We start from the raw sequence: 25,107 nt of genomic DNA, 5'->3' as shown, positions 1-25,107 counted from the left end.
ACGCTCAGCCTAGGCATGGGCCATTCCTTTACGAACCGCTCCGTGCTGCCGCACGGGGCGCCCCTCGTACGTGCGGAACGCCGCCAGGCAGATGCCCAGCGCCAGCCCGAACACCGGTAGCCACAGCAGCCGGACGGGTATCCAGCCCGGCCCGTCCGGCACGGTGTGCAGACCGGGCAGGTCGCTCCCGGCCAGCAGGCCGAGGGCGGTGACGGCCATCATCGCCGTCTGGTGCCACAGGAAGACCGTCATCGCGGACAGGTTGAGCAGGGCCACCCCGGCCCACGCCAGTGGCCGCCGCATCGCCCGTGCCAGCGGTCCGCGGAGCAGCAGGGCCAGCCCGCACTGGGCCAGCCCGAAGGTGACCGCGGCCAGCGTCGGCGGGTTCAGATTGGACACCTGCGCCCCCGGCACGCCCACCATGGAGGCCGGATAGCCGCCCCACAGCACCAGCGCCACGGTGGCCGCAGCCCCACCGGCCAGCAGCACCCACGGATCCCGGCGGCCGGCGAACGCCCCCCGAGCCCAGGCGGCCCCGAGGGTGTACGGGACCAGCCAGCCGGCGGCCACGTTGATCCAGCCGGTCCACTCGGGCGCGCCGAAACCGAACCGGGCGAGGTCCACGTGCAGGACGACGGCCAGCGGCCACAGCGGGTGGAGCCGCGCCACCAGCGGGGTCGCCGCGGTCAGCGCGGCGAAGACCAGCAGGAACCACAGCGGGGACAGCACCAGCTTCAACAGGGCCCGCACGGTCTCCGGGGAGGCCCCGCCGAGCAGCATTCCGGCGGCGGCCACCGACCACAGCACGAGCACCATGGCCACCGGCCGGAACAGCCGGCCCAGCCGCCCCGCGATCCACACGCCGTACGTCACTCCGCGCGCCCGCGCCGAGGCGTGGCTGCGGGCACCGACATGCCCGCCGACGAGGAAGAACACCGCGAGGGTCTGGAACAGCCAGGACACCGGGGCCAGCCACGGCATGCGTATCAGCGGGCTGGTGGTGGCCAGGCCGCCGTCCGCCGTGGTGAGGGCGGTGACCAGCCAGTGCCCGAGGACCACACCGAGGATGGCGAAGGCCCGCAGGGCGTCCACGGACCGGTCCCGTCCGGCCGGGGTGGCCGCGTCCACCCGGGCGGCCGACGCGCGGCCACGGGCGAGCAGTTCACGAAGATCAGCCACGGCCCTCCTCCGATCCGCCACCGAGCACGATCCGGGCGAGGCTCTCCAGGGACTCCGTACCGGGCTTCAGATAGTCGCTGTGGCCCGCCGTACCGGCGGCGAACGGGCGGGCCCCGAAGGAGGGGTCCACGGGGTCGGTGCCGAATCCCAGCCCGGCGAACCGGACGTGCGGCACCTCGGCTATCCAGTCCCCGGAGCCGCGCCCGGCCCAGACCCGGGCCGAGGTGGGCAGTTCGTCCGCCCGTGCGGCCCCGGTGCCCGGGCTGCCGAACAGGGCGAGGTCGTCGACGGCCGGCCCCGTCTCCGTACGGGCGCAGACCACCGAGCCGTACGAATGGCAGAGCAGCGAGTGCCGTGCGCCGGCCGGGCCGAACCGCTGCAGCAGGTCCATGAAGTCGCCCAGTCCGGCGGCGGCGTCGTCGGCGCGGCCGGTGGTGAGCACGGCCGGGCTGACCGTGCCGGGGGTGTCGTATCCGAGCCAGGCCACCACCGCGGAACCGGGATGCTCCGCCCGGAGGCGCTCCTGCAGCGCGACGGCCCCGGCACGGAACCTCTGGTACGTGTCCAGTGTCGTGTCCGAGCCGGGCACCAGTACGGCGACCCGGTCGGCGGTCGCCAGGTCGCCGAGGACCTCCACGGCCCGGCCGTCACCGCGGCCGTCGAAGGCGAGGAACTGCGCGGACCCGCCGGCCGCCATGGCCCGCAGCCGGTCGGCCCGGCCGGTCCGCCCGGCCTCCTCCGCCATGCGGGCCGCCTCCGCGAGACCGGCGCGGTTGGCGGCGTACCGCTCGGCGGGAGTGGCACTCCCGGTGAACTCCACGGGTGCGGGCGCGGGCACCCGGGCGGATGCTGCGGCGGACACCGGTACGACGACGGCGGCGGCCACGAGCACGGCGAGCAGCGTGCGGCGGAGCCGCCCCGGGCGGCGCTGTCCGGGAGCCAGACGTGTCATGTCGGTGTTCCTTCACTCCGGTCACGAAGGGCGCGCTGCCCTTCTGATCCGAAGTTAGAAACCAGCCCCCATGGTCGTCGTCACACTGCGGAGCGGCCTTCGCGCGTAGCTCTCAGGTATGACGTGGGCTACCTGAGAGGGTTCGACATGCGTTCACCGGCGGTAGGTCAAGGGCGTGCCGCCGCTGCCCACCAGTTCGCGCACGAGACTGCCGTCGGCCTGCAGGGTGAGGCGACTCCAGTTGCCCGGTGCGCAGGGGGACGGGCCGTACGTGAGGGCCGACGGGCTGATCTCCACGGGCGGCCCGGCCGCCTGCAGGGTTCCCGACCAGCCGCATTCGTAGTCGGGTGTGCGCAGTTCCACGCGCATCACGGGATCGCCGACCTTGCCCTCGGAGAGCGTCAGCTTCCAGGACCAGGAACCGGACTGCGTCGTCCAGGTCCCGAGGTAGCCGGCCGGAACGCCCCCGGGGGTGGCCGCCGGGGTGGAGGGGCCCGCCGTGTTGCCGCCCGGAGCGGTTCCCGAGGTTCCGGAGGACCCGGACGCCCCCGAGGACCCGGACGACCCCTGGGCCCCCGTGGAGCCGGAGGAGCCGCCGGAGTCCGCGTTCCCCGGGGTCCCCGAGGAACCCGTCGGCCGGTCCGGAGCGGTCGTACCGGCACCGGGGGACGAGCTCGGCCCGGCCGTCGTGTCCCCCTTGGCGTTCATCACGGTGTACACGGTGGCGCCCGCGGCCACCGCCACCACGGTGGCGACGGCCACCAGGAAGGCGGTGGAGGCGGCACGGGAGCGCGAGGCCGGCGGCGGTGGCGGGGGAGCGGGGTAGTACGCCGGCGGACCCGCCACCGCGGGACCGTAGCTCGGCGCAGGGCCGTAACTCGGGTACACCGCCGGGGGCAGTGCGGGCGGCGGCCCGGCGGCCGCGGCGGGACCCGACGGGAAGCCTCCCCCGGCCATGGAGGGCGGTGCGGCCAGCGTCGGCGGGTCCTGGCGCGGCCGGTCGGCCTGCCCCGGGTGCCCGGCGGCCGCCTGCCCGGCGGCCGCCTGCCCGGCCGCTACGGTCCCTGCCGTGGCGGGATCCGTCGCCCCGGCACCTGCCGTGCCGGCACCAGCCGTCCCGCCGGCCCCTGCCGCCCCCGCAACACCCGCCGTCCAGGCAGCACCAGCCGGGTCCGGACCCGCGTCCTCCCGCCCCAGCAGCTCCACGGCGTGCCGCCCGAGCTGGGCCACCAAGGCGCCCGGAAGCCACGGTTCCAGGGCCTTGCCGTCGGCGACGGTGTCGCCGGCGCCGACCCGGGCCAGCACCTCCGCCGGGCTGGGCCGGTCCGCCGGAACCTTGTGGAGGCAGTCGGCGATGATCTCGCGGAGTTCCTCCGGGACGGCGCTCAGATCCGGTTCCGCTTCGGTGATCCGCAGGAACAGCGGGGCGATCCCGCCCGCGGCCTCCGTGTCGCCGAACGGCAGCGCGCCGGTCGCCGCGTAGGTGAGCACCGCCCCGAGGCAGAAGACGTCACACGCAGGGGTGACGGCCTCGCCGCGGAGCTGCTCGGGCGCCATGAAGCCGGGGGAGCCGACGAGTTCGCCGGTACGGGTCAGCCCGCCGTCCGTGGCTCCGCCGTCCTCCAGGGCGCGCGCGATGCCGAAGTCGATGACCCGCGGCCCGTCGATGGTGATCATCACGTTGGACGGCTTGAGGTCGCGGTGGATCAGCCCGGCCGCGTGGATGTCCTGCAGGGCGTACGCGAGTCCGGCGGCGAGGATCCGCACGGACCGGGTGGGCAGCGGACCGAAGTCCCGGGCGACGACCTGGCGGAGACTGGTGCCCGCGACGTAACCGGTGGCCAGCCAGGGCGTGTCGGCCTCGGTGTCGGCGTCGAGCACGGGTGCGGTCCATTCGCCGCCGACGCGCCGGGCCGCGGAGACCTCCTGGCGGAAGCGGCGGCGGAACTCCTCGCGCCGGGCGAGTTCGTGGTGCACCAGCTTGACCGCGACGGTCCGGCCGCGGTCGGACCGCGCCAGGTAGACCTGCCCCATGCCGCCGGCACCGAGCCGGGACAGCAGGCGGTACGGACCGATGCGTTGTGGGTCCCCCGGATGCAGTTGCTCCATGGCCGTGTGTCCCTCCCCCTGGGCTGGCCGAACAGGCCGAGAATAGTCGGCCGTTCCGCCGGCCCGCAGCGGGAGGGACGATGACGGTTCAATTCCGGTTGTCTCCGGGGGCCGCCGCCGGAGCCGTGCCGGGTCCCGCCGGAGCCACTTCGGCCGCCGCCGGAGCCGCTTCCGGAGCCGAGTGAGGGGCCAGGTCCGGAGCCGAGCCCGGGGACGCGTCCGGTGCCGCCGAGAGCGTGTCCATGGCCCGGGACAGCCGTTCCAGCACCCGGACCGTCTCGGCGAGACCCTCCTCCCCGAGTTCCGCGGCCAGCCGGGCCGCCAGCGCGGCGTGCCCCGGCCCGATGCGTTCCACGGCGGCCCGGCCGGCCTCCGTGGGCCGGAGCAGTTTGGCGCGCCGGTGCGCCGGGTTGGCGACGTACTCGGCGAGTCCCCGCTCGGCCAGCAGGTCCGCGATCCGCTGCACGCTCTGCCGGGTGATGCCCATCTCGCGGGCGATCCCGGCGACCGTGAGCGGCCCGTGCAGCACCGCGCCCAGGACCTGCCACCAGGCCGCCGTCAGCCCGGCCGGGCGGGCCAGCTCCTCCGAGACGGCGAGGAACCGGCCGTTCAGCCGGAAGACTCCGAGTGCCGTACGGCTGAGCAGCTCCTGCCGGTACCGCCCCGACTCCCCAGACTCTCCCGACTCCCCAGACTCCCCCGACTTCCCGGACGCGCCGCTCCCCTCGGCCCCCTCGGCCCCTTCGGCCCCTTCGGCACCCTCAGCCACATCGGACATCTCAGGCTTCGCCGTTCTCCGCCGCAGCCATCAGCACCGGAAACGCGCTCGCGTCCGAGTCGTGGAAGAGCCGGTACCAGGCGTCGCGGACCTCCGGCCCGTACGCGCCCAGCCGGGCGAACACCTCGCGGGCGAAGGCCACCGGCTCCGTCGGCCCCGCCGTGATCAGGTCGCCGTCGGTCACCGCGTCGGCCTCGACGTACCGGGCACCGCCCGCGTAGCCGGTCTCCGCCAGGTAGAAGGAGGCCGCGCCGGTGTGCGTACGGTCGTCCAGCAGGCCCTCGCGGGCCAGCCCGGCTGTCGCTCCGCAGATGGCCGCCACCGGGACGCCCGCGGCGAGGAACTCGCGGGCCTTGGCCGCGAACGGGGCCAGCGCGTCACCCTGGTCCCACAGGCCCGCGCCCGTGAGGATCAGCAGGGAGGAGTCCGCCGGGTCCAGGGTGTCCAGCGCGGAGTCGGGCTGGACACGGAGTCCGCCCATGGTCACCACCGGCTTCTCCGCGTCGAGCGCGACCGTACGGATCTCCCAGCCGCGCTGGGTCAGATGGGCCGTGGTGTGACCGGTCTCCCAGTCGGCGTACGTGTCGTACACCGCGACGTGCACGGGCTTGCGCGGGGCGCCGCCGGCGTTCGGGTCCTTGCCGGGGCTCGCCTCGGTGCTGGTGCTGGTGCTGGTGCTGCTGGTGCTCGGGTCGCTGCTGGTGTGCGTGCGGTTGGTCATCCTGCTCGCCTCCATCGTTCCGGCTCATCCGGCCGGTTCCGGCTCATGCGGCTCATGCGGCTGGTTCCGGCTCGTGCGGCTCATCCCGCTCGCGCCATCTCCGTATGACAACAGGCTGTCATGTTGTCAGCATGCTGTCAATCGTTTCTCTGCCGTGAAGGCTGCCGCCGATTCCGGCCGGACAGACCGTCGAGGCCCGGCCGCCACCTCCATACAAGGCGCCGATACCGCCTCCCACCTGCGCACTTCTAGCCTCCCTCCATGACCCCTCACCCGCAGCCCGCCCCCGCCGCCGATGCCGCCGCCGTCGGCGCCGCCGTCAAAGCCGCCGACCGCGCGCACGTCTTCCACTCCTGGTCCGCCCAGGCCCTCATCGACCCGCTCGCCGTCGCCGGGGCGGAGGGGTCGTACTTCTGGGACTACGACGGAAACCGCTTCCTGGACTTCTCCTCGCAGCTGGTCAACACCAACATCGGCCACCAGCACCCGAAGGTCGTCGCCGCGATCCAGGAGCAGGCCGCGAAGCTCTGCACGCTCGCGCCCGGCTTCGCCGTGGACGTCCGCTCCGAGGCGGCCCGGCTGATCGCCGAGCGCACCCCCGGCGACCTCGACAAGATCTTCTTCACCAACGGCGGCGCCGAGGCCGTCGAGAACGCCGTCCGCATGGCCCGTCTGCACACCGGCCGCACCAAGGTGCTCAGCACCTACCGCTCGTACCACGGCGCCACCGCCGCCGCCATCAACCTCACCGGCGACCCGCGCCGCTGGCCCTCCGACACCGCCTCCGCCGGGGTCGTGCACTTCTGGGGCCCGTTCCTCTACCGCTCGCCCTTCCACGCCACCACCGAGGCCGAGGAGTGCGAGCGCGCCCTGGCGCACCTCGCCGACACCATCGCCTTCGAGGGCCCGCAGTCCATCGCCGCGATCATCCTGGAGACCGTGCCCGGCACCGCCGGGATCATGGTCCCGCCGGCCGGCTACCTCGCGGGCGTGCGCGAGCTCTGCGACCGCTACGGGATCGTCTTCATCCTCGACGAGGTCATGGCCGGCTTCGGCCGCACCGGCGCGTGGTTCGCCGCCGAGCACTGGGACGTCACCCCGGACCTCATCACCTTCGCCAAGGGCGTCAACAGCGGTTACGTGCCGCTCGGCGGCGTCGCCATCTCGCCCGCCATCGCCGAGACCTTCGCCACCCGCCCCTACCCCGGCGGCCTGACCTACTCCGGGCACCCGCTGGCCTGCGCGGCCGCCGTGGCCACCCTGACCACCATGGCCGAGGAGGGCGTCGTCGAGCACGCCGCCCACCTCGGCGAGAACGTCATCGGCCCCGGCCTCGCCGAACTCGCCGAGCGCCACCCGTCGGTGGGCGAGGTCCGCGGACTGGGCACCTTCTGGGCGGTGGAGCTCGTACGGGACAGGGAGACGCGCGAGCCGCTCGTCCCGTACAACGCGGCCGGCGCCGACAACGCGCCCATGGCCGAGTTCGCCGCCGCCTGCAAGAAGTCCGGCCTGTGGCCCTTCGTCAACATGAACCGGACGCACGTCGTGCCGGCCTGCAACATCTCGGAGACCGAGGCGAAGGAGGGCCTGGCCCTGCTGGACGAGGCGCTCACGGTCGCCGACCGGCACACCACCTCCGCCTAGCCCCCGCGCGGCCCCCCGCTGCCTGGCCTAAGGTGTCCCGGACACTGCAAAGGAGACGGACCCCATGCCAGGCAGCGGAGCTGTCACCCGCAACACCCTTCGCCGGCAGATCGCGGACGCGCTGCGCGACGAGGTGCTGGCGGGACGCCTGCCCGCGGGCAGGGAGTTCACGGTCAAGCAGATCGCCGAGCAGTACGAGGTCTCCGCGACCCCGGTGCGCGAGGCGCTGGTGGACCTCTCCGCCCAGGGGCTGCTCGAATCGGTCGAACACCGCGGCTTCCGGGTGAAGGTGTTCACCGTCGAGGACTTCCGCGGAATGATCGAGGCGCGCAAGCTCGTCGCGGACGGGATCTTCCGGCTGCTGGTCGAACGGGGCACGGGTCCGGGCTGCGGCGAACGGCTGGTCTCCGTGCGCCGCCGGGCCGAAGAGGCGCAGCGGGCCGCGGAGAGCGGCTCGCTGGAGGTCCTGATCGGCTACGACCTGCGGTTCTGGCGGGAGCTGGGCGAGCTCCTCGGCAACGTCTACATCAGTGAGTTCCTGCACCGGATCCGGGTGCAGTGCTGGGTCTTCGCCGTTCCCCACCTGCAACGGGAACCGCAGCTGCGGACCCGGCTGTGGTACGGGCACACCCGGCTGCTGGACGCGGTGACCCGGGGCGACGCGGAGGCGGCGCGCCTGCTGGTCCAGGAGTACAACCAGAGCGGCCTGGACTGGGCCGCGCAGCTCCAGGACGCCGGGGCGGTTCCGGGGTCCGGTCCGGGGTCCGGTCCGAAGGTCCGGCCGGGGGCCGGGCGGGGAGTCCGGTCCGGCGTCCGGCCCGAGGCCTGAGCCGAACGGGTACTGCCGACCCCTTCGCGGAGCGTGTCCGGCGCACTACGCTGGCCCGACCAGCGGAACGGCTGACTCGACGACCGATCGGAGCCCGCGTGGCCTGTGACCTGTGGCTCGTTCCCCTTGTCGACGTGCTGTGCCACAGCCCCGACAACCCCTTCGCGGAAGAGATCGCCGCCTACGACAAGGCGCTCGGCGAAGCCGGGCTGCCGTCCGTGCCGGTCTTCGCCTACATGCCGGGCCTGTCCGGGGACGTGGCCCCGGTCGCCGGCTTCGACTACGACGCCCTGCACTTCCTGCGCCGGGCCTACCTGCTGCAGATCTGCGGGCTGCCGGTGACCCCGGTGGACGAGCTCGGCGGCGACTACGAACAGCTCCTGGAAATGTTCGAGGCCACGGCCCAGGCGTCCCACCTGGTCTGGCACTACGACCACGCCGGCGCCTACGTACCGGTGGACTTCGCGGCTCCGCTGGCCAACGAGGAGCTGCTGGCCGGAGGAGGGCCGCTGGGCTCGGCCCAGGGCCTGCTGCGGGAGCTGGCCTTCGTGGCCCCGGCCATCGGCATCGATCCGGCCAATCCGCCGGCGGCCCCCGCCCCGCCGGGACGGGCGACCTCGCTGGAGGAGTCCGCGGGCCCGATCCCGTACGACGACAGCCCCTTCGCGCGCGAGCGGCACGTGTGGCTGGGACTGCACGCCGCGGCCACCCGGAGCCTGGGGCAAGGCTCGATGATCATCTTCAGCTGACGGCGGCCCGGTACGGGCGACCGGGTCCCTGAGCCGTACGGGTACTCCGGTCGCGGAGCCGTACGGGCACCCGGGTCGCGGAGTCGTACGAGTACCCGGGCCGCGGAGCCGGAGCCGAAGCCGGAGCCGCGGTTCAGCGGGGCTGCTCCGGCGGGCGCTGTCTCGGCATGTTGGGCCGGGTCCCCGGCGGCAGCGGGAAACGGCCCGGGTGCCCGCCCTGCTCCGGGAGGCGCGGGGCGGCACCCGGCAGGGACTGCATCATCAGCGGCGTCGGTCCGGAACGGAACTCGACCATCCAGTCGGCCGTCTCGGACCGCACCAGGTCGCTGATGTCCTCCGAGAACCGCCGCAGCACGGTCAGGCACCGCTCGGCGGCCTCGCTCGCGGTCCCCTCGGTCGGGCCGAGCACCTCCCGCACGTTCTCCGAGGCCCAGTCGAACTGCAGGGTCTGCAGCCGGCGCTGCACCGCCTGTGCCGTGGCCACGTCCCGCATCCACCCGGAGGTCAGCCCGAAGAACCGGTCGCAGGCCAGAGCGGCCCCCGCGAGCAGAAGGGAAAGGTATCCGTACACCGACGCGCCGGGCGCCGAGCCGGTCAGTTCCAGCAGCGGCATCGAGGCGCCCGCGACCGCGCCGAGGGCGGCCCCGGCACGCAGCAGCCGGGCCCCGCGCCGCTTCCACGCGCGGTCGGACAGGTACCACTCCGCGGTGCGCAGCGCATCGGCCTCCACCCGCCGGTAGAGCTCGTCCAGCCGCTCCGCGGGCTCGCCCCAGTCCCCGAGGGGGAACGGCCGGCCGGTCAGATCGCCCGCCGCCTTCGCCCCGCTGCTGCCTTCCTCCCGGGGATCCCGGGGTGGCCCCTCGGGCTGCATCTCCGGCTGGCTCACCCGGCACTCCCTCTGCCTGCGCTGACTGTGGTGGTGCGCGTGTGCGCAATGGTGCGCATGCTCGTCCATGCTCTTCCTACCGCCGAATGGCGGGCCGTGGGCAACGATTCCCGGGATTTCCGCCCGCAAGGAGGTCTTGATCAGGTACCCGCGGGCAGTGTCTCTCACTCGAAAGAGTTGGTCCTCACGGTGTAGGGCGCGGGGGCCGGGGAAGCCGTAGGCTCGGTTTGACCAAACGCTTTGACCGAGCGCGCAGCGAACCTCAGGAGTGAACCGTGATCCCCGGTGGTGGCCAGCCCAACATGCAGCAGCTGCTCCAGCAGGCCCAGAAGATGCAGCAGGACCTTGCCGCGGCGCAAGAGGCTCTGGCGGCGGCCGAGGTCGAGGGGCAGTCCGGCGGCGGGCTGGTCAGGGCCACGGTGACCGGTTCCGGCGAGCTGAGGGCCCTGGTGATCGACCCCAAGGCGGTGGACCCGGAGGACACGGAGACGCTCGCCGACCTGGTGGTGGCGGCGGTCCAGGCGGCCAACGAGAATGCGCAGCAGCTCCAGCAGCAGAAGCTGGGTCCGCTGGCGCAGGGCCTCGGCGGCGGGTCGGGCATCCCCGGCCTCCCGTTCTGATCCCGCCCCGACAGATCCACCGGATCCGCCGATCCGATCCACCGGATCTTGCAGATCCGGCAGAGCCGGCAGATCCACTCATCCGCAGATCCCCAGATCCCCAGATCCACTCAGGAAGAAGGCAGTCCGTTGTACGAAGGCGTGGTCCAGGACCTGATCGACGAGCTGGGCAGGCTGCCCGGCGTCGGGCCCAAGAGCGCGCAGCGGATCGCCTTCCACATCCTGCAGGCCGAGCCCACGGACGTGCGCCGGCTGGCGCACGCCCTGCTGGAGGTCAAGGAGAAGGTCCGGTTCTGCGCGGTGTGCGGGAACGTGGCGCAGGAGGAGCGGTGCGCGGTCTGCCGCGACCCGCGCCGCGACGCCACGGTGATCTGCGTGGTGGAGGAGCCCAAGGACGTGGTCGCGATCGAGCGGACCCGCGAGTTCCGGGGCAAGTACCACGTGCTGGGCGGGGCGATCAGCCCGATCGAGGGCGTAGGCCCCGACGACCTGCGGATCCGTGAGCTGCTCGCGCGGCTCGCGGACGGCTCGGTGACCGAGCTGATCCTGGCCACCGACCCGAACCTGGAGGGCGAGGCGACCGCCACCTACCTCGCCCGGATGATCAAGCCGATGGGCCTCAAGGTCACCCGCCTGGCCAGCGGCCTCCCCGTCGGAGGGGACTTGGAGTACGCGGACGAGGTCACGCTCGGGCGGGCCTTTGAAGGAAGGCGACTTCTTGATGTCTGACGCAACGCTGCACGCCCTGGCACAGGATCCGGACGACTTCGCCGTCCAGATCGCCGATCAGATCGAGTCCTTCATCGTCGCGGTCGCCGAGGTGGCCAGGGGCGAGGACCCGGACAGCGCGGTGCCCTTCCTGCTGCTGGAGGTGTCGCAGCTGCTGCTGGCGGGCGGACGGCTGGGCGCGTACGAGGACGTGCTGCCCGACGAGCGGTACGAGCCCGACCTCGGCCCGGAGCCGGACGTGGACGAGCTCCGGGAGCGGTTCGCGTACCTGCTGGACCCGGTGGACGTGTACTCCGAGGTGTTCGACCCGTACGAGCCGCGCAAGGCTCCGGTGGCGCACCGTATCTCCGACGACCTCGCCGACGTGGTCGCCGACCTGCGGCACGGCCTGGCCCACTACCGGGCGGGCCGCACCACCGAGGCGCTGTGGTGGTGGCAGTTCTCGTACTTCACCAACTGGGGCACCACCGCCTCCGCCTGCCTGCGCGCCCTCCAGTCGCTGGTGGCGCACGTACGCCTGAACCAGCCGCTGGAGGAACTGCACGGCCTGGACACGGACGAGGACCTGGCCGAGGACGACCTCGCCGAGCAGGCGGGCCGGGTGATGGCCGAGGAGCTGGGTGGCATCGGCCGCCGAGGGCCGGGCGTCCTGTAGCGAGCGTCCTGAAGCGGGCATCCCGAAGCGGGCGCTCGGCGGGCGGCTCGCCGCGCGCTCCCGCACGTCCCTGGCTAGCGTGGAACGAGGGGGAAGATCCTCGAAAGCCCCGGTGACCCGGTGAGAGGGGCGAACCATGTCTTTCCTCCTGTCCGCGCTCGCCTTGCCGCTGGCAGCCGCCATCCCATTCGCCGGGGTGGTGCAGGACGTGACGGTGGACGAGCAGTTCCGGGCCGGCGACGGCAAGGCCGCGTACCGGGCGGTCACCTTCGACCCGAAGGCCGTACCGGCCGGCGCCCGGGTCACGGTCATCGAGCACGTCGGCGACGGCGGGGCGACCCAGGTCGAGCTGAAGGTGCAGGGCGCGCAGGCGCACCGGACCTTCGGGGCGCACGTGCACCGCAAGCCCTGCGGCGCCGTCCCCGACGCATCGGGTCCGCACTACCAGGACAAGGCGGACCCGAAGCAGCCCTCCACCGACCCCGCCTACGCCAACCCGCGGAACGAGGTGTGGCTGGACTTCGGGACGGACGCCAAGGGCGACGGCAGCAGCGCCGCCACCGTGGACTGGCGCTTCCGGCCCGGCGAGGCCCGTTCCGTGGTGATCCACGAGCACGCCACCGAGGCCGGGCACGGGACGGCCGGCAAGGCCGGCGACCGGCTCGCCTGCGTCAACGTGTCGTTCGAATAGCTCCCCCGCGACTCGCCGACTGATCATCGGGTGAACGGGACGTCTCATGATGTGGTACGCCGCGGTCGGATGCCGGGCGCTCGTTAGACTGGCCCGCGACCGCAGTACCGACTGCGGACGTAATGGACTGAGCGAGGAGCGCACGTGGGCCTTGTCGTGCAGAAGTACGGAGGCTCCTCCGTAGCCGATGCCGAGGGCATCAAGCGCGTCGCCAAGCGGATCGTCGATGCCAAGAAGAACGGCCACCAGGTGGTCGTCGTGGTGTCTGCGATGGGCGACACGACGGACGAGCTGATCGATCTCGCCGAGCAGGTATCCCCGATGCCTGCCGGGCGTGAGTTCGACATGCTGCTGACCGCCGGAGAGCGGATCTCCATGGCCCTGCTGGCCATGGCGATCAAAAACCTGGGCCACGAGGCCCAGTCGTTCACCGGCAGCCAGGCAGGCGTCATCACCGACTCGGTCCACAACAAAGCGCGCATCATCGATGTCACGCCGGGCCGTATCCGCACCGCGCTGGACGAGGGCAACATCGCCATCGTCGCCGGCTTCCAGGGCGTGTCCGCCGATTCCAAGGACATCACCACCCTGGGCCGGGGCGGCTCCGACACCACCGCCGTGGCGCTCGCCGCAGCGCTGGACGCCGAGGTCTGCGAGATCTACACGGACGTCGACGGCGTCTTCACCGCCGACCCGCGCGTGGTGAAGAAGGCCCGGAAGATCGACTGGATCTCCTCCGAGGACATGCTGGAGCTGGCGGCCTCCGGTTCCAAGGTGCTGCTGCACCGCTGCGTGGAATACGCGCGCCGCTACAACATCCCGATCCACGTCCGCTCGTCCTTCTCGGGACTGCCGGGCACCTGGGTCAGCAACGAAAAGCCCGAGTCGCAAGGGGACGAGCAGGTGGAGCACGCCATCATCTCCGGAGTCGCCCACGACGTCTCCGAAGCCAAGATCACGGTCGTCGGGGTTCCGGACAAGCCCGGCGAGGCCGCGGCGATCTTCCGCGCCATCGCTGACGCCGAGATCAACATCGACATGATCGTGCAGAACGTGTCCGCCGCGGCGACCGGTCTGACCGACATCTCCTTCACGCTCCCCAAGGCCGAGGGCCACAAGGCCATCGACGCGCTGGAGAAGGCGAAGTCCGCGATCGGCTTCGACTCGCTCCGCTACGACGACCAGATCGGCAAGATCTCCCTGGTCGGCGCGGGCATGAAGACCAACCCGGGCGTCACCGCCTCCTTCTTCCAGGCGCTGTCCGACGCGGGCGTGAACATCGAGCTGATCTCCACCTCGGAGATCCGCATCTCGGTGGTCACCCGCCAGGACGACGTGAACTCCGCCGTCGTCGCCGTGCACTCGGCCTTCGGCCTGGACTCCGACAGCGACGAGGCCGTCGTCTACGGAGGCACCGGACGATGACCGCCGACCGGTCCTCCCGCCCGGCGCTCGCCGTGGTGGGGGCGACCGGGGCCGTCGGATCCGTTTTGCTCCGGATCATGCCCACCCGGGCGGACCTCTGGGGCCCCATACGCCTGATCGCCTCCTCGCGCTCGGCCGGCCGCATGCTGGCCGTGCGCGGGGAGGAGACCGAGGTGCTCGCCCTGTCCGATGACGCCTTCGACGGCATCGGGCGGGGCGACGTCGTCGTTTTCCTGACCCCGGCGGACGTCTCCGCGCGCTGGGCCCCGGCGGTGACCGCGCGCGGCGCCACCGCCGTCGACACCTCCGCCGCGTTCCGGCTGGACCCCGAGGTGCCCCTGGTGGTGCCGGAGGTCAACCCGCACGCGGTGCGGACCCGACCGCGCGGCATCGTCGCGGGCCCCGACTGCGTCACCGCCGCGATGATCGCCGCGGTGGGCGCGCTGCACACCGCGTACTCCCTCACCGGGCTGACCGTCTCCTCGTACCAGGCGGCGGGCGGCGCCGGGCGGGTCGGCGCCGAGGCGCTGCGCCGCCAGCTGTCGCTGGTCGCGGGGACGGGGCTCGGCGAGGCGACCGGGGACGTACGCCGGGCCGTGGGGGAGGACACCGGGCCGTTCGCGGCTCCGCTGGCCCTCAATGTGGTCCCGTGGTCGGGCGAGCTGCGGGAGGACGGCTGGTCCTCGCACGAGCTCGCGGTACGCGCGGAGACCCGCCGCATCCTGGGACTGCCCTCGCTCCCGGTCTCCGTCACCTGTGTCCAGGTGCCCGTGGTGACGGGGCATTCGCTGACCGTCCGGGCGCGCTTCGGGGAGCGGGTGACCGCGGCCGCCGCCCGCGAGGTCCTGGAGACCGCCCCGGGCGTGGTCCTCGTCGACGATCCCGCGGCGGGCGAGTTCCCCACCCCCGTGGACGCAGCGGGGACCGATCCGGCCTGGGTGGGGAGGGTGCGGACCGCGCTCGACGATCCCTGCGTGCTGGAGTTCTTCGTCTGCGCGGACAATCTGCGCAAAGGTGCTGCTCTGAATGCCGCTCAGATCGCGGAGCTGATCGTGGGTGAATTCGCGTAAGTCGCTTTGTAGGATCATCCTCGATCCCTTGATCAAGGTGATGGCCGACTGCCGCCTGGAGAAACGGGGCAATCGGGAAGAGCGGGTACGCATGAGGGCAATGGGGGAATTGCTGTTGAGTATGCCTCGCGCGTACAACCCTGACGGGGGGACGCGTGTCCAACTGGCGTGGCAGAGGCACTACTCGACTTCGCCGTTGTCCCGGTGCGCACCGGAATCGTTCCGGCGCCCCGGCGCCCACGCATCCCCGGAACCGGTGGGTTCCCTGTGATCGTGCCCGATAAGACGGCCGGCTCATCGACCACCCGCGACGGCCGCGTGCCGTCCCCCAGGGACAGCGGGGAGGGCGCCCCGGGCGCACCCGGCTCCGGGAGCACCGACCAGGCGGCGGCCCCGCCCGCAGACGCGGGCGTCGTCGCGGGCACCACGGTCGACCACCTCACGGAGACCTACCGGACGCACTACCGCTCGCTGCTCGGCCTGGCCGCGCTCCTCCTCGACGACACCGCGTCCTGCGAGGACGTGGTGCAGGAGGCGTTCATCCGCGTGCACTCGGCCCGCAGCAGGGTGCGCGACCGGGAGAAGACCCTGGCGTACCTCCGCCAGACCGTGGTCAACCTCTCGCGCTCCACGCTGCGCCGACGCATTCTCGGGCTCAAGCTGCTCTCCAAGCCGATGCCGAACATGGCGAGCGCGGAGGAGGGGGCGTACGACCAGCTGGAGCGCGAGGACCTGATCAGGGCGATGCGCGGAATCCAGCGACGGCAGCGCGAGGTCCTGGTGCTGCGGTACTTCGCGGACATGACGGAGGCCCAGGTGGCCGAGACGCTCGGCCTGTCCCTGGGCTCGGTGAAGGCGTACGGATCGCGGGGCATTGCCGCGCTGCGGGTGGCGATGGAGGCCCAGTCGTGACGGAACCCAACAACCGCGGCACCTCGGCGGAAGCCGAACTGCGCGACCTCTTCCACGGGGCCGTCAGCAGTCTGGAGCCGTCCGAGGACGCGCTGGACCGGTTGCGCCACGCCGTCCCGCGCCGACGGGCCCGCAAGCGCCGGGCGCTGATCGGGGCGGCGGTCGCGGTGGTGCTGGCCGGCGCCGGCATCCCCACCGTGCTGCAGCTGACGTCCGGCCAGGACGCCGGCCGGGGCACCAAGACCGTCGCGGGCCACGGGCAGGGCACGGACGGCGAGAACGACGACGGCGACCCGAACCTCGCCAAGCCGGGCGGCGGCAAGGGCAAGTCCTCGAAGTCGCCGGGCAAGGGCAAGGGCAGCCCCGAGCCGGGCAAGCCCGACCCCAAGGACAGTCAGGCCCCGCACCCGCAGGAGAGCGGAACCTCGGGCACCGCGCCCGGCGGCGGCGACCCCTCCGCGGGCAAGCCCTCCGGGAAGGCCAAGCCCCGCCCGGTGCCGCCGGCCTCGGCTCCGCCGGCCCCGACCTGCCGGGCGAACCAGCTGGGAGCGGTCGCGGACACCCAGACGCCCGACGCGGACGGCAAGGTGTACGGCTCCTTCCGCGTCACCAACGTGTCCTCGCAGGGCTGCGTGGTGACCGGGTCGGGCGTGGTGACCGCGGTGACGGCCGGCTCCGGAAGCCCGGGATCGGTCCCCGTGGTGCGGCACACCGACAACGACCCCGCGTCCGGACTGACCCCGCCGTCCTCGTCGGCCGAGTCGCTGATGCTCCCGCCGAACACGGCGTACGAGGTGCAGTTCGCCTGGGTGCCCAACGAGGACCCCTGCCCCGGCGGGACGCCCGACTCGTCCCGGTCGGAGGGCACGGGATCGGACGCCGGCGCGGAAGGCGCCACCGGCACGGACACGCAGGACGGACAGACCGGTGGGGGCCTCGCGGTCTCCCACACGGCACAGCCGGGGGCGCCCGAGACCCGGACGACGATCCCGTCGGCCTGCGGCACCGGGACGGTCTACCGGACGGGCGTCATTCCGGTCGCGTGACCGCGGCCCCGGCCGGGGCCGCGGCTTCGGGGGTCCCGGCTGCCGAGGTCCCGGCCTCCGAGGTTTCGGCCTCCGAGGTCCCGGCTTCGGGGGTCTCGGCTTCGGGGGTCTCGGCGGCCGGTACGGGCTGGGCGGCCGGTGCGGGCACGGCCAGGCCGGCCTCCGCGTCGCGGATGGCCTCCACCTCGCGGCGGTAGAGCCGGACCCACATGAACAGCACGAAGGCGGAGAAGACGAACCACTCGCCGGTGTAGCCGAGGTTCTGGAACGCCTTGAGGTCCAGCCCGGTGTCGGACGGGGCCACGGCCGGGACCGGCGTCATGCCGTCCGCGCCGGCCTGCACCGTCACCCAGGCGTCGTACAGCTCGTACGGCACCAGGTTCACCAGGGAGGCCGCCCCGATCACCCCGAGCTGCCCCGCGGGCAGACCGCCGGACGCGTGCACGCCCTCGGTGCCAGCGTTCTCCGGGGCCTGCAGTGCGCCGGTGACCTCGACCCGGCCGGCCGGCGGCGCGGGGGCCCGCCCGGCGTCCGCCGCACCCGGGAGCCAGCCGCGCACCACGGGCAGCGTCCGGCCGCCGTCGGTCCGCAGCAGGGTCAGCACGTAGAAACCGGACTTCCCGTCCAGCCTGCGCTCGGGCACCAGGAACTGGTCGGCGTACTCGCCGGAGACGGTCGCGAGCCGTCCGGAGGTCTTCTTGTCCACCGGGAGCAGCGAGTCCAGCGGCGCCGCCGCCTCCGCGCCGGGCCGCTCGGAGGTGGCCTCCCGGTGCGTGTCGACGCGGTCCTCGAACCGGCCGAGCTGCCACGTCCCCATGAAGAGGCAGAAGGGGACCGCCAGGACGGCGAAGACGTTGATCCCCCACCAGCGCGGGGTCAGCAGAAACCGGTGCACCCCACCACCGTACGGGCCCACCCCCGGCACCCGACCCCCGGGGCGGACCCGCACGCCGCCCCGGGAACCGGGCCCGTGCCCCCGCGCCCTAAGGCGCCACGTGCCGGAGGGCGAAGTCGATCTCCATCCGGACCTGCTTGATGCGCTCCTCCACGACCAGCGAGCCGTGCCCCGCGTCGTAGCGGTACACCTCGTGCACCGCCCCGCGCGCCGCCAGCCGGTCGACGTAGTTGTCGATCTGCCGGATCGGGCAGCGCGGGTCGTTGACCCCGGCCGCGATGTGCACGGGAACGCGGACCGCGTCCACGTACGTCAGCGGCGACGAGGCCGCGAAGCGGTCCGGCACCTCCTCCGGAGTGCCGCCGAACAGCGTCCGGTCGAGCGCCTTCAGCGCCTCCATCTCGTCGTGGTACGCCGTCACGTAGTCGGCCACCGGTACGGCGGCCAGCCCGACCGCCCAGTCCCCGGGCTGCGTGCCGAGCCCCAGCAGGGTCAGGTAGCCGCCCCAGGAGCCGCCCGACAGCACCAGCCGGGCCGGGTCGGCGAGGCCGGAGGCCACCGCCCACGCGCGCACCGCCGAGATGTCCTCCAGCTCGATCAGGCCCACCCGGTGCTTGAGCGCGTCGGTCCATTCGCGGCCGTAGCCCGTGGACCCCCGGTAGTTGACCCGGACCACCGCGAAACCGTGGTCGAGCCAGGCCGCCGGGGCGGCGCCGAAGGCGTCGCTGTCGTGCCAGGCCGGCCCCCCGTGGATCTCGAAGACCGTCGGGAACGGGCCGTCCCCGTGCCCCACCGGCCGCTGCGCGAGCGCATGGATCCGCCCGCCCGGCCCCTCCACCCACACGTCCTCGACGGGCACCGAGCCGGGCGCCGTCATGCCCGGCGCGTCCAGCACGGTGCCGCCCGCGGTGGACCGTACGGAGGACGGCTCGGCGGCCGAGGACCACAGGTACTCGACCGTGCCGTCGGGGCGGGCGCCCGCGGCCGACACGGTGCCGGGCGGGGTGTCGACGCGGACCAGCTCGCGGGTGACCGGGTCGAACCGCCACAGCTCGCTGCGCGCCTCGTACCCGTGCTCGACCAGCAGGGCGCTGCCGTCCGGGTACCACTGCGCCCCGACGTCGCCGGGCAGGTCCAGCGCCAGCTCCGTCTCGGTGCCGGTGGCCACGTCCCAGATCATCGGCTCCCAGCGGCCGCGCCGCTGGTGGCCGACGAGCAGCCGGGTGTCCCCGGCGACCGGGGCGAAGCCGAGGACTTCGAGGCCGAGCTCCTCGGCGCCGCCCTTGGTGTCGTCGAGCTCCGCGACGGTGGTGCCGTCGAGGGTGACCACGCGGAGGGAGGCGTGCATGGCGTCGCCGTGCTCGGTGTGCTCGAGGGCGATCAGGGTGCCGTCGTGGGAGAGGTCGCCGACGCCCGCCGACTCGCGGTGCCGGTAGATCTCCACCGGGGCCGTGCCGTCGGTGCGGGCGATGTGGACGGTGGTGCCGTCCTCGTCGGTGGAGCGGCCGACGACGGCGGTCCCGTCGCGGCCGATGGCCAGGCCGGCCGGGTAGGAGGGCGCCAGGCCGGGCGTGGCGGGTTCGTCCGGTCCGCCGGCGAAGGGCTGCCGGACCCAGGTCCCGAACTCGTCGCCGTCGGTGTCGGAGAACCACCAGATCCACTCGCCGTCGGGGGAGAGGGTGCCGTCGGTGGTGCCGTTGGGCCGGTCGGTGGCCTGGCGACGGGTGCCGGTGGCCCGGTCCCAGGCGTAGAGCTCGTAGGTGCCGGTGGCGTTCGAGACGAACAGCGACCGGTCCGGGGCGTCCTCCGCCCACTCGGGCAGGCCCACGCGCGGAGCGCGGAAGCGCTTCTCCCAGTCGGGCATGTCGTTGGTGGTCATGCCCTCCATTCTGTCGGGATGCCGACGCGGCCGAACGGGGGGAGAGTGGACTCCGTACGCCCCCCGGCCCCGAGCCGGGTGCGGTGCGCCCTCCGAGGAGGAACGATCATGGCCAAGAAGGCTCGTACCGGCAACACCACCGGCCACCATGATTCAGAGCAGGCAATGGCGAGGAACACGGCGGCCGAGGCACGTGCCAAGGCCGCGGTCAAAGATGTAGCGCAGTCGCTCTCGGCGAAGACGAGGGGCATGCACCAGAAGGCTCAGGCCAAGCGCGGCTGAGTTTCGGCACAGGTGGCCCGGCCTGCGGCTTCGAGCGGGAAGCCGCAGGCCGGGTCTGTCCGGGGACGGAGGCGGAGCGAGCGTGAGCGGACCGAGCGGCAGCGGACCGAAGGTGAGCGGACCGAGGGTGAGCGGACCGAGGGTGAGTGACCCGGCGGTGAGCGCGTGCTGATGATCGTCCGCGGTGCGCGGCTGTACGAGGGGGACGGCCGGGTCGGGCCCGGCCTGGTCGACGTGGAGGTGGCGGAGGGCGGGCACGTCGCGCGCGTGGTCCCGTACGACGATCAGAAGGAGCCGCCCGCCACCGGCACGCTGATCGAGGCGCACGGCGCGCTGCTCAGCCCGCCCTTCGTGGAGCCGCACATCCACCTGGACACCGCCCTGACCGCCGGGGAGCCGCGCTGGAACGCCTCGGGCACCCTCTGGGAGGGCATCGCCTGCTGGAGCGAGCGCAAACGCACGCTGACCCGCCGGGACGTGGCCGACCGGGCCACCGAGGTGCTGCGCTGGCAGGCGGCGCAGGGCGTGCTGCACGTCCGGACGCACTGCGACGTGACCGACGAGGGGCTCGTGGCCCTGGACGCGCTCACCGAGGTCCGGGACCGCGTCCGGGACGTGATGACCCTGCAGATCGTCGCCTTCCCGCAGGAGGGGGTGATCTCCTACCCGGGCGGCGAACGGCTGCTGCGCGAGGCCGTCGCCCGCGGCGCGGACGTGGTCGGCGCGATCCCGCACTTCGAGGACACCCGGGAGGACGGGGTGGCCTCGCTTCACCTGGCCTTCGAACTGGCCGCGGAACACGGACTGCGGGTCGACGCGCACTGCGACGAGATCGACGACGAGCAGTCCCGTTTCGTCGAGGTACTGGCCGCGCTGGCCCTGCGCTCCGGCCTCCGGGACCGCGCCACGGCCTCCCACACGACGGCGATGGGCTCGTACAACGGCGCGTACAGCTACAAGCTCCAGCGGCTGCTGGCGCGCTCGGGCATCAACCTGGTGGCCAACCCGTTCGCCAACCTCAACCTGCAGGGGCGCTTCGACGACTACCCCAAGCGCCGGGGCATGACCCAGGTGAAGGAGATGCTGGCGGCCGGGGTGAACGTGGCCTTCGGACACGACGACGTCATGGACCCGTGGAACGCCCTGGGCACCGGCAATCCGCTGCAGACCGCCCTGGTCGGGCTGTACGCCGCCCAGCTGACCGGAGCCGACGAGATCCCGACGGCGTTCGCGATGGTCACCGACCGGGCCGCGGCGGTGCTCGGCATCTCCGAGGAGTACGGCGTCCGGCCCGGCAACCCCGCCGACTTCGTGCTGCTGCCCGCCCCGTCCCCCGCGGAGGCGGTCCGCCGCCAGGTCCGGCCCCGCTACGTGGTCTCCCGGGGCCGGGTGGTCGCACAGACCCCCGCCACGCCGACCCGGCTGACCTGGCCCGGCCAGGAACCGGCCGACGTCGACTTCACGCGCGCGTCACGGCACGGGACGGCACCGCACCCCGGCCCGTAAAGTGATCATCCTTCGGGGCCGGACCGACAGGGGGAGCAGACATGTGGCACGTAGCGGGCCGCGCGGCGGAGGCCGCCCACGAGATCGCCGCGGAGTACGCCGACGAGGCCCTGCTGAACCACTCCGTGCGCTCGTACGCCTTCGCCGCCCGGTACGCCGCCGACCACGGCCTGGCCTTCGACGCGGAACTCCTCTACGTCTCCGCCCTGCTGCACGACCTGGGCCTGACCGCCCCCTTCGACTCCCACACCCTCCCCTTCGAGGAGGCCGGCGGCCACCTGGCCAACGTGCTGACGGCCGGTCTCGGATGGCCGCCCGCCCGACGGCGGCGGGCCGCCGAGGTGATCGTCCTGCACATGCGGGACGACGTGACGGCGGCCGAGGACGTCGAGAGCCACCTGCTCCAGGTCGGCACCAGCGCCGACGTGTCGGGGCTGCGGGTCGAGGCGTTCGACCCGGGCTTCCGGGAGGTGCTGCTGAAGGCCTACCCGCGGGCCGGCTTCGGCGACCGCTTCCTCTCCCTGGTCACCGACCAGGCGGCCCGCAAGCCGTCCTGCGCCGCGGCCGCACTGGTCACCGGCGGCGTGGCCGCCCGGATCGCGTCCAATCCACTGGACGCGTAAACGGGGCCCGGGCAGCGAGGGCGAGGCAACAAAGAAGGGACGGGGAACAGGAGGGGGAGAGCTCAGCCCTCCGCCGCTCCCACCCCGTGGACGGCGTGCAGCGCGGCCCCGACCTGTGCCACCAGCGCGACCGCCACCCTCCTGGCCTGCAACGGCGGCAGCGCGCCCGGGACCGGTTCGAGGACGAAGCGGCCGTACGGGTGGCCGCCGCCGGTGACGGGCAGCTCGACCTCGTCATCGGGCCACCGGTCGGGCCAGTAGGTGCACTCGGCGTCATCGGTCCCGAGCCCCTGCCAGATGGTCCCGCCGTGCTCCAGCCGCGGCAGCCGCCCGGCCGGGTGCACCGCCGGCTGCCCGTGCCCGGCATGCGGCACGGGCTCGAACCGGCAGCCCCGCAGCCCCAGCAGCTGCACCAGCTCTCCGCGCACGTGCTCGACCAGCTCCTCCGGCCCGGTGCCCTCCTCGGAGAGCCGTACGGTCCCCTCCAGCCGGGCCAGGTCGGCCTGGTCGGCGGTCACCTCGCCCTGCAGGGTCCGCGCCCGTACCGCGAGCTGCCCGACGATCAGGCCCGTCACCAGCAGCAGGACGGCGGTCTGCAGCTCGCCGCCGTTCTCGACGGTGAACTGTTCGTACGGATGGGTCAGGAAGAAGTCGAACCAGGCGGCCGCGGACAGCGCGGCGAGCCCCCCGGCCGCCCGGGTACCGAGCGCCGCGACCGCGACCACCGCGATGACCAGGATCAGGGCCTCGTTCGTCGCCGACAGCTCATCCCGGAACGGCACCAGCAGAAGGGCCACCAGGAAGGGCACCACGACGGCGGCCACGAGCACGACTCGGTCACGCAGTCGGTTCCCGGACATCGCCTGCCTCCCGTCCGGACGCGCGCTCCGCCCGTCCCGGCATCACACCCCGCCCCCACCCACGCTCCCAGCCCCCACCCACCCCCGCGAGCCCAGACCGGCCTCCCCCTGCGCCCCGAACGGCCGCCGGACCTTGCGCAGTACTGCCCAAAACGCCAATCAGGGGCCTGATCCGATTTCTCGGATCAGGCCCCTGATCTGGTCTTACTCTGTCGGGGTGGCGGGATTTGAACCCACGACCTCTTCGTCCCGAACGAAGCGCGCTGCCAAGCTGCGCTACACCCCGATCGCCGCCCCGGCGGACTTGCTGCCCTGGCGACATCGATTACTCTAGCGGACCCTCGCCCGGAGACGAAATCCGGTTTTCACGAAGGGGTGGCGCGGGGCGGCCGCCGGGTGGGCGGCGGCCCCGGATGGATCCGTCCGGCGTGGTGGCGGGGCCTACGCGCGGGGGGTGAGCGTGAGGAGGGTCGCCTCCGGCGGGCAGGCGAAGCGGACCGGGGTGAAGCGGTTGGTGCCGCAGCCGGCGGAGACGTGGAGGTAGGCGCGGTTGCCGTTAGCCTCGTGCGCGGACAGGCCCTTCACCCGGTCGGTGTCCAGGTCGCAGTTGGTGACCAGGGCCCCGTAGAAGGGGACGCACAGCTGTCCGCCGTGCGTGTGCCCGGCCAGGATCAGCGGGTAGCCGTCCGCGGTGAACGCCTCCAGCGAGCGCAGGTACGGCGCGTGCACGATGCCCATGGAGAAGTCGGCGTCCGGCTCCGGCCCGCCCGCCACCTGCTCGTAGCGGTCCCGCTTGATGTGCGGGTCGTCCAGGCCGGTGAAGGCCAGTTCGAGGTCGTGCAGCTTGAGCCGGCCCCGGGTGTTGGTGAGGTTCAGCCAGCCGGCCGCGTCGAAGGCGTCCCGCATGTCCTCCCACGGGTTGTGGACGGCTCCGACCACCGGCTTGTTGCCGTTCAGCCCGTGCCGGCCCTGCACCTTCTCCAGGAGGTACCGGGCGGGGTTCCGCAGCCGCGGGCCGTAGTAGTCGTTCGAGCCGAAGACGTAGACGCCCGGGAAGTCCATCAGCGGACCGAGCGCGTCGAGCAGCTCGGGGATCCCCTCGGTGTCCGAGAGGTTGTCGCCGGTGTTGACCACGAGGTCCGGACGCAGGCCCGCGAGCGACTGCAGCCAGGCGCGCTTCTTGCGCTGCCCGCAGACCATGTGGATGTCGGAGACCTGCAGGACCCGCAGAGGACGCATGCCGCGCGGCAGCACCGGCACGGTCACCCGGCGCAGTCGGAAGGACCTGGCCTCGAAGCCGGCGGCGTAGGCCACACCGGCTGCCCCGACCGCGGCGAGACCCGCGGTCACCTTCAGGGGAACTCCGTAACGCGCACGCATGCACACATCGTCGCAGACCAGGGGGACGCGTAAAACGAGTGGGCGACACCCCGGGCGCACCTGGCAGACTCGGGGCATGACCACGCTCAAGGCCAAGCTCCAGGACGACCTCACGACCGCCATCAAGGCGCGCGACGAGCTGCGCTCGTCCACGCTCCGGCTCACCCTCTCCGCGATCACCAAGGAAGAGGTTGCCGGCAAGACCGCGCGCGAGCTCTCCGACGAGGAGGTGCTCAAGGTGATCGCCAAGGAGGCGAAGAAGCGGCGCGAGGCCGCCGAGGCCTTCGCCCAGGGCGGCCGCACCGAGCAGTCCGAGCGGGAGATCGCCGAGGGCGGGGTCCTGGACGAGTACCTGCCGAAGCAGCTGACCGACGACGAGCTGCACGAGATCGTGGCGCAGGCGGTCGAGGAGGCGAAGGCGGCGGGTGCCGAGGGGCCGCGGGCCATGGGTGCCGTCATGAAGATCGTGAACCCGAAGGTGGCCGGGCTGGCCGAGGGCGGCCGGGTCGCGGCCGTGGTCAAGCAGCTCCTCGCCTGACCCGGACAGAGAACAGAACAGATGGGGAGAGGGGCTCCCGGCCGACCGGCCGGGAGCCCCCCACCCCCCCCGGGGTTGTGTACACCCGGTGGCCGTGGGTGGCGGCCGGCCCCCGGTACGGTTTCGAGAGGTGCCCCACCCCCCCAGAT

The 25,107-nt window shown here is 73.2% G+C and carries 25 protein-coding genes and 1 tRNA gene; 15 read left to right on the top strand and 11 right to left on the bottom strand.

Translation table 11 applies throughout. From position 1 onward, the window contains the following. Positions 1 to 9: 9 nt before the first annotated feature. From AB0O36_RS18045 to AB0O36_RS18025, 5 genes are all read right to left on the bottom strand, one after another. Positions 10 to 1,179 carry an acyltransferase gene (locus tag AB0O36_RS18045; RefSeq protein WP_365110904.1) on the bottom strand — a complete coding sequence of 390 codons (1,170 nt, stop codon included), beginning with the start codon at positions 1,177 to 1,179 and terminating at the stop codon, positions 10 to 12. Beyond that, on the bottom strand, positions 1,172 to 2,131 hold the full coding sequence (locus AB0O36_RS18040) for an alpha/beta hydrolase (RefSeq protein ID WP_365110901.1): 960 nt from the start codon (positions 2,129 to 2,131) through the stop codon (positions 1,172 to 1,174). The genes AB0O36_RS18045 and AB0O36_RS18040 overlap by 8 nt, the downstream gene beginning before the upstream one ends. Before the next feature lie 153 nt (positions 2,132 to 2,284). Continuing rightward, positions 2,285 to 4,240: a serine/threonine-protein kinase gene (locus AB0O36_RS18035; RefSeq protein ID WP_365110898.1), complete on the bottom strand. Its 1,956-nt coding sequence runs from the start codon at positions 4,238 to 4,240 to the stop codon at positions 2,285 to 2,287. Positions 4,241 to 4,328: 88 nt separating this feature from the next. Next, complete coding sequence (locus tag AB0O36_RS18030) at positions 4,329 to 4,886, bottom strand: MarR family transcriptional regulator (RefSeq protein WP_365111037.1); 558 nt, start codon at positions 4,884 to 4,886, stop codon at positions 4,329 to 4,331. A 133-nt stretch (positions 4,887 to 5,019) separates the two neighbouring features. Further along, positions 5,020 to 5,739 carry a DJ-1/PfpI family protein gene (locus AB0O36_RS18025; protein WP_365110895.1) on the bottom strand — a complete coding sequence of 240 codons (720 nt, stop codon included), beginning with the start codon at positions 5,737 to 5,739 and terminating at the stop codon, positions 5,020 to 5,022. Between the two features lie 261 nt (positions 5,740 to 6,000). Here AB0O36_RS18025 and AB0O36_RS18020 point away from each other — a divergent pair, with 261 nt between their 5' ends. From AB0O36_RS18020 to AB0O36_RS18010, 3 genes are all read left to right on the top strand, one after another. After that, positions 6,001 to 7,383: an aspartate aminotransferase family protein gene (locus tag AB0O36_RS18020; protein ID WP_365110893.1), complete on the top strand. Its 1,383-nt coding sequence runs from the start codon at positions 6,001 to 6,003 to the stop codon at positions 7,381 to 7,383. Positions 7,384 to 7,447: 64 nt separating this feature from the next. Beyond that, positions 7,448 to 8,212 (top strand): GntR family transcriptional regulator, encoded by a 765-nt coding sequence (locus AB0O36_RS18015; RefSeq protein WP_365110890.1) that lies wholly within the window; start codon positions 7,448 to 7,450, stop codon positions 8,210 to 8,212. Between the two features lie 98 nt (positions 8,213 to 8,310). Next, on the top strand, positions 8,311 to 8,961 hold the full coding sequence (locus tag AB0O36_RS18010) for a hypothetical protein (protein ID WP_365110887.1): 651 nt from the start codon (positions 8,311 to 8,313) through the stop codon (positions 8,959 to 8,961). Positions 8,962 to 9,094: 133 nt separating this feature from the next. Here the strand turns inward: AB0O36_RS18010 and AB0O36_RS18005 are convergent, their stop codons facing one another. Beyond that, a complete protein-coding gene (locus tag AB0O36_RS18005; protein WP_365110884.1) occupies positions 9,095 to 9,847 on the bottom strand; it encodes an SLATT domain-containing protein in 753 nt (250 codons plus the stop codon). Between the two features lie 275 nt (positions 9,848 to 10,122). Here AB0O36_RS18005 and AB0O36_RS18000 point away from each other — a divergent pair, with 275 nt between their 5' ends. The 8 genes from AB0O36_RS18000 to AB0O36_RS17965 all read left to right on the top strand — a co-directional run bounded on the left by AB0O36_RS18000 (position 10,123) and on the right by AB0O36_RS17965 (position 16,995). Beyond that, entirely contained in the window at positions 10,123 to 10,467 is a 345-nt protein-coding gene (locus AB0O36_RS18000) for a YbaB/EbfC family nucleoid-associated protein (protein ID WP_365110881.1), read from the top strand. Between the two features lie 129 nt (positions 10,468 to 10,596). Then, positions 10,597 to 11,196 (top strand): recombination mediator RecR, encoded by a 600-nt coding sequence (gene recR / locus AB0O36_RS17995; RefSeq protein ID WP_365110878.1) that lies wholly within the window; start codon positions 10,597 to 10,599, stop codon positions 11,194 to 11,196. Then, a complete protein-coding gene (locus tag AB0O36_RS17990; protein ID WP_365110875.1) occupies positions 11,189 to 11,851 on the top strand; it encodes a DUF5063 domain-containing protein in 663 nt (220 codons plus the stop codon). The genes recR and AB0O36_RS17990 overlap by 8 nt, the downstream gene beginning before the upstream one ends. 136 nt (positions 11,852 to 11,987) lie before the next feature. Continuing rightward, positions 11,988 to 12,542: a superoxide dismutase family protein gene (locus AB0O36_RS17985; RefSeq protein WP_365110872.1), complete on the top strand. Its 555-nt coding sequence runs from the start codon at positions 11,988 to 11,990 to the stop codon at positions 12,540 to 12,542. Positions 12,543 to 12,686: 144 nt separating this feature from the next. Then, positions 12,687 to 13,967 (top strand): aspartate kinase, encoded by a 1,281-nt coding sequence (locus AB0O36_RS17980; protein ID WP_365110870.1) that lies wholly within the window; start codon positions 12,687 to 12,689, stop codon positions 13,965 to 13,967. Next, on the top strand, positions 13,964 to 15,037 hold the full coding sequence (locus AB0O36_RS17975) for an aspartate-semialdehyde dehydrogenase (RefSeq protein WP_365110867.1): 1,074 nt from the start codon (positions 13,964 to 13,966) through the stop codon (positions 15,035 to 15,037). The genes AB0O36_RS17980 and AB0O36_RS17975 overlap by 4 nt, the downstream gene beginning before the upstream one ends. A 168-nt stretch (positions 15,038 to 15,205) precedes the next feature. Further along, positions 15,206 to 15,949 carry a SigE family RNA polymerase sigma factor gene (locus tag AB0O36_RS17970; RefSeq protein WP_365110864.1) on the top strand — a complete coding sequence of 248 codons (744 nt, stop codon included), beginning with the start codon at positions 15,206 to 15,208 and terminating at the stop codon, positions 15,947 to 15,949. Further along, complete coding sequence (locus AB0O36_RS17965; protein WP_365110861.1) at positions 15,946 to 16,995, top strand: hypothetical protein; 1,050 nt, start codon at positions 15,946 to 15,948, stop codon at positions 16,993 to 16,995. Before AB0O36_RS17970 ends, AB0O36_RS17965 begins: the two co-directional genes overlap by 4 nt. Here the strand turns inward: AB0O36_RS17965 and AB0O36_RS17960 are convergent. Further along, on the bottom strand, positions 16,979 to 17,890 hold the full coding sequence (locus tag AB0O36_RS17960) for an SURF1 family protein (RefSeq protein WP_365110859.1): 912 nt from the start codon (positions 17,888 to 17,890) through the stop codon (positions 16,979 to 16,981). The genes AB0O36_RS17965 and AB0O36_RS17960 overlap by 17 nt on opposite strands. 88 nt (positions 17,891 to 17,978) lie before the next feature. Then, a complete protein-coding gene (locus tag AB0O36_RS17955; protein ID WP_365110856.1) occupies positions 17,979 to 19,769 on the bottom strand; it encodes a prolyl oligopeptidase family serine peptidase in 1,791 nt (596 codons plus the stop codon). A 108-nt stretch (positions 19,770 to 19,877) separates the two neighbouring features. Between AB0O36_RS17955 and AB0O36_RS17950 the strand changes: the two genes are divergently transcribed. From AB0O36_RS17950 to AB0O36_RS17940, 3 genes are all read left to right on the top strand, one after another. Continuing rightward, positions 19,878 to 20,051, top strand: a complete 174-nt coding sequence (locus tag AB0O36_RS17950; protein WP_365110853.1) for a hypothetical protein — start codon at positions 19,878 to 19,880, stop codon at positions 20,049 to 20,051. Between the two features lie 171 nt (positions 20,052 to 20,222). After that, positions 20,223 to 21,557, top strand: a complete 1,335-nt coding sequence (gene codA, locus AB0O36_RS17945) for a cytosine deaminase (protein WP_365111034.1) — start codon at positions 20,223 to 20,225, stop codon at positions 21,555 to 21,557. A 41-nt stretch (positions 21,558 to 21,598) separates the two neighbouring features. Next, a complete protein-coding gene (locus AB0O36_RS17940) occupies positions 21,599 to 22,180 on the top strand; it encodes an HD domain-containing protein (RefSeq protein WP_365110850.1) in 582 nt (193 codons plus the stop codon). A gap of 62 nt (positions 22,181 to 22,242) precedes the next feature. Here the strand turns inward: AB0O36_RS17940 and AB0O36_RS17935 are convergent, their stop codons facing one another. The 3 genes from AB0O36_RS17935 to AB0O36_RS17925 all read right to left on the bottom strand — a co-directional run bounded on the left by AB0O36_RS17935 (position 22,243) and on the right by AB0O36_RS17925 (position 24,420). Further along, complete coding sequence (locus tag AB0O36_RS17935; RefSeq protein ID WP_365110848.1) at positions 22,243 to 23,040, bottom strand: DUF4118 domain-containing protein; 798 nt, start codon at positions 23,038 to 23,040, stop codon at positions 22,243 to 22,245. 212 nt (positions 23,041 to 23,252) lie between these two features. Then, a tRNA-Pro gene (locus AB0O36_RS17930) sits at positions 23,253 to 23,326 on the bottom strand. 155 nt (positions 23,327 to 23,481) lie between these two features. Next, entirely contained in the window at positions 23,482 to 24,420 is a 939-nt protein-coding gene (locus tag AB0O36_RS17925) for a metallophosphoesterase (RefSeq protein ID WP_365110845.1), read from the bottom strand. A 76-nt stretch (positions 24,421 to 24,496) separates the two neighbouring features. Here AB0O36_RS17925 and AB0O36_RS17920 point away from each other — a divergent pair, with 76 nt between their 5' ends. After that, on the top strand, positions 24,497 to 24,958 hold the full coding sequence (locus AB0O36_RS17920; RefSeq protein WP_365110842.1) for a GatB/YqeY domain-containing protein: 462 nt from the start codon (positions 24,497 to 24,499) through the stop codon (positions 24,956 to 24,958). Positions 24,959 to 25,107: the final 149 nt, after the last annotated feature.

This window comes from Streptomyces sp. NPDC089799 (assembly GCF_040684755.1).
Classification (GTDB): Bacteria; Actinomycetota; Actinomycetes; order Streptomycetales; family Streptomycetaceae; genus Streptomyces.
This window is presented reverse-complemented; position numbering and strand designations above follow the sequence as displayed.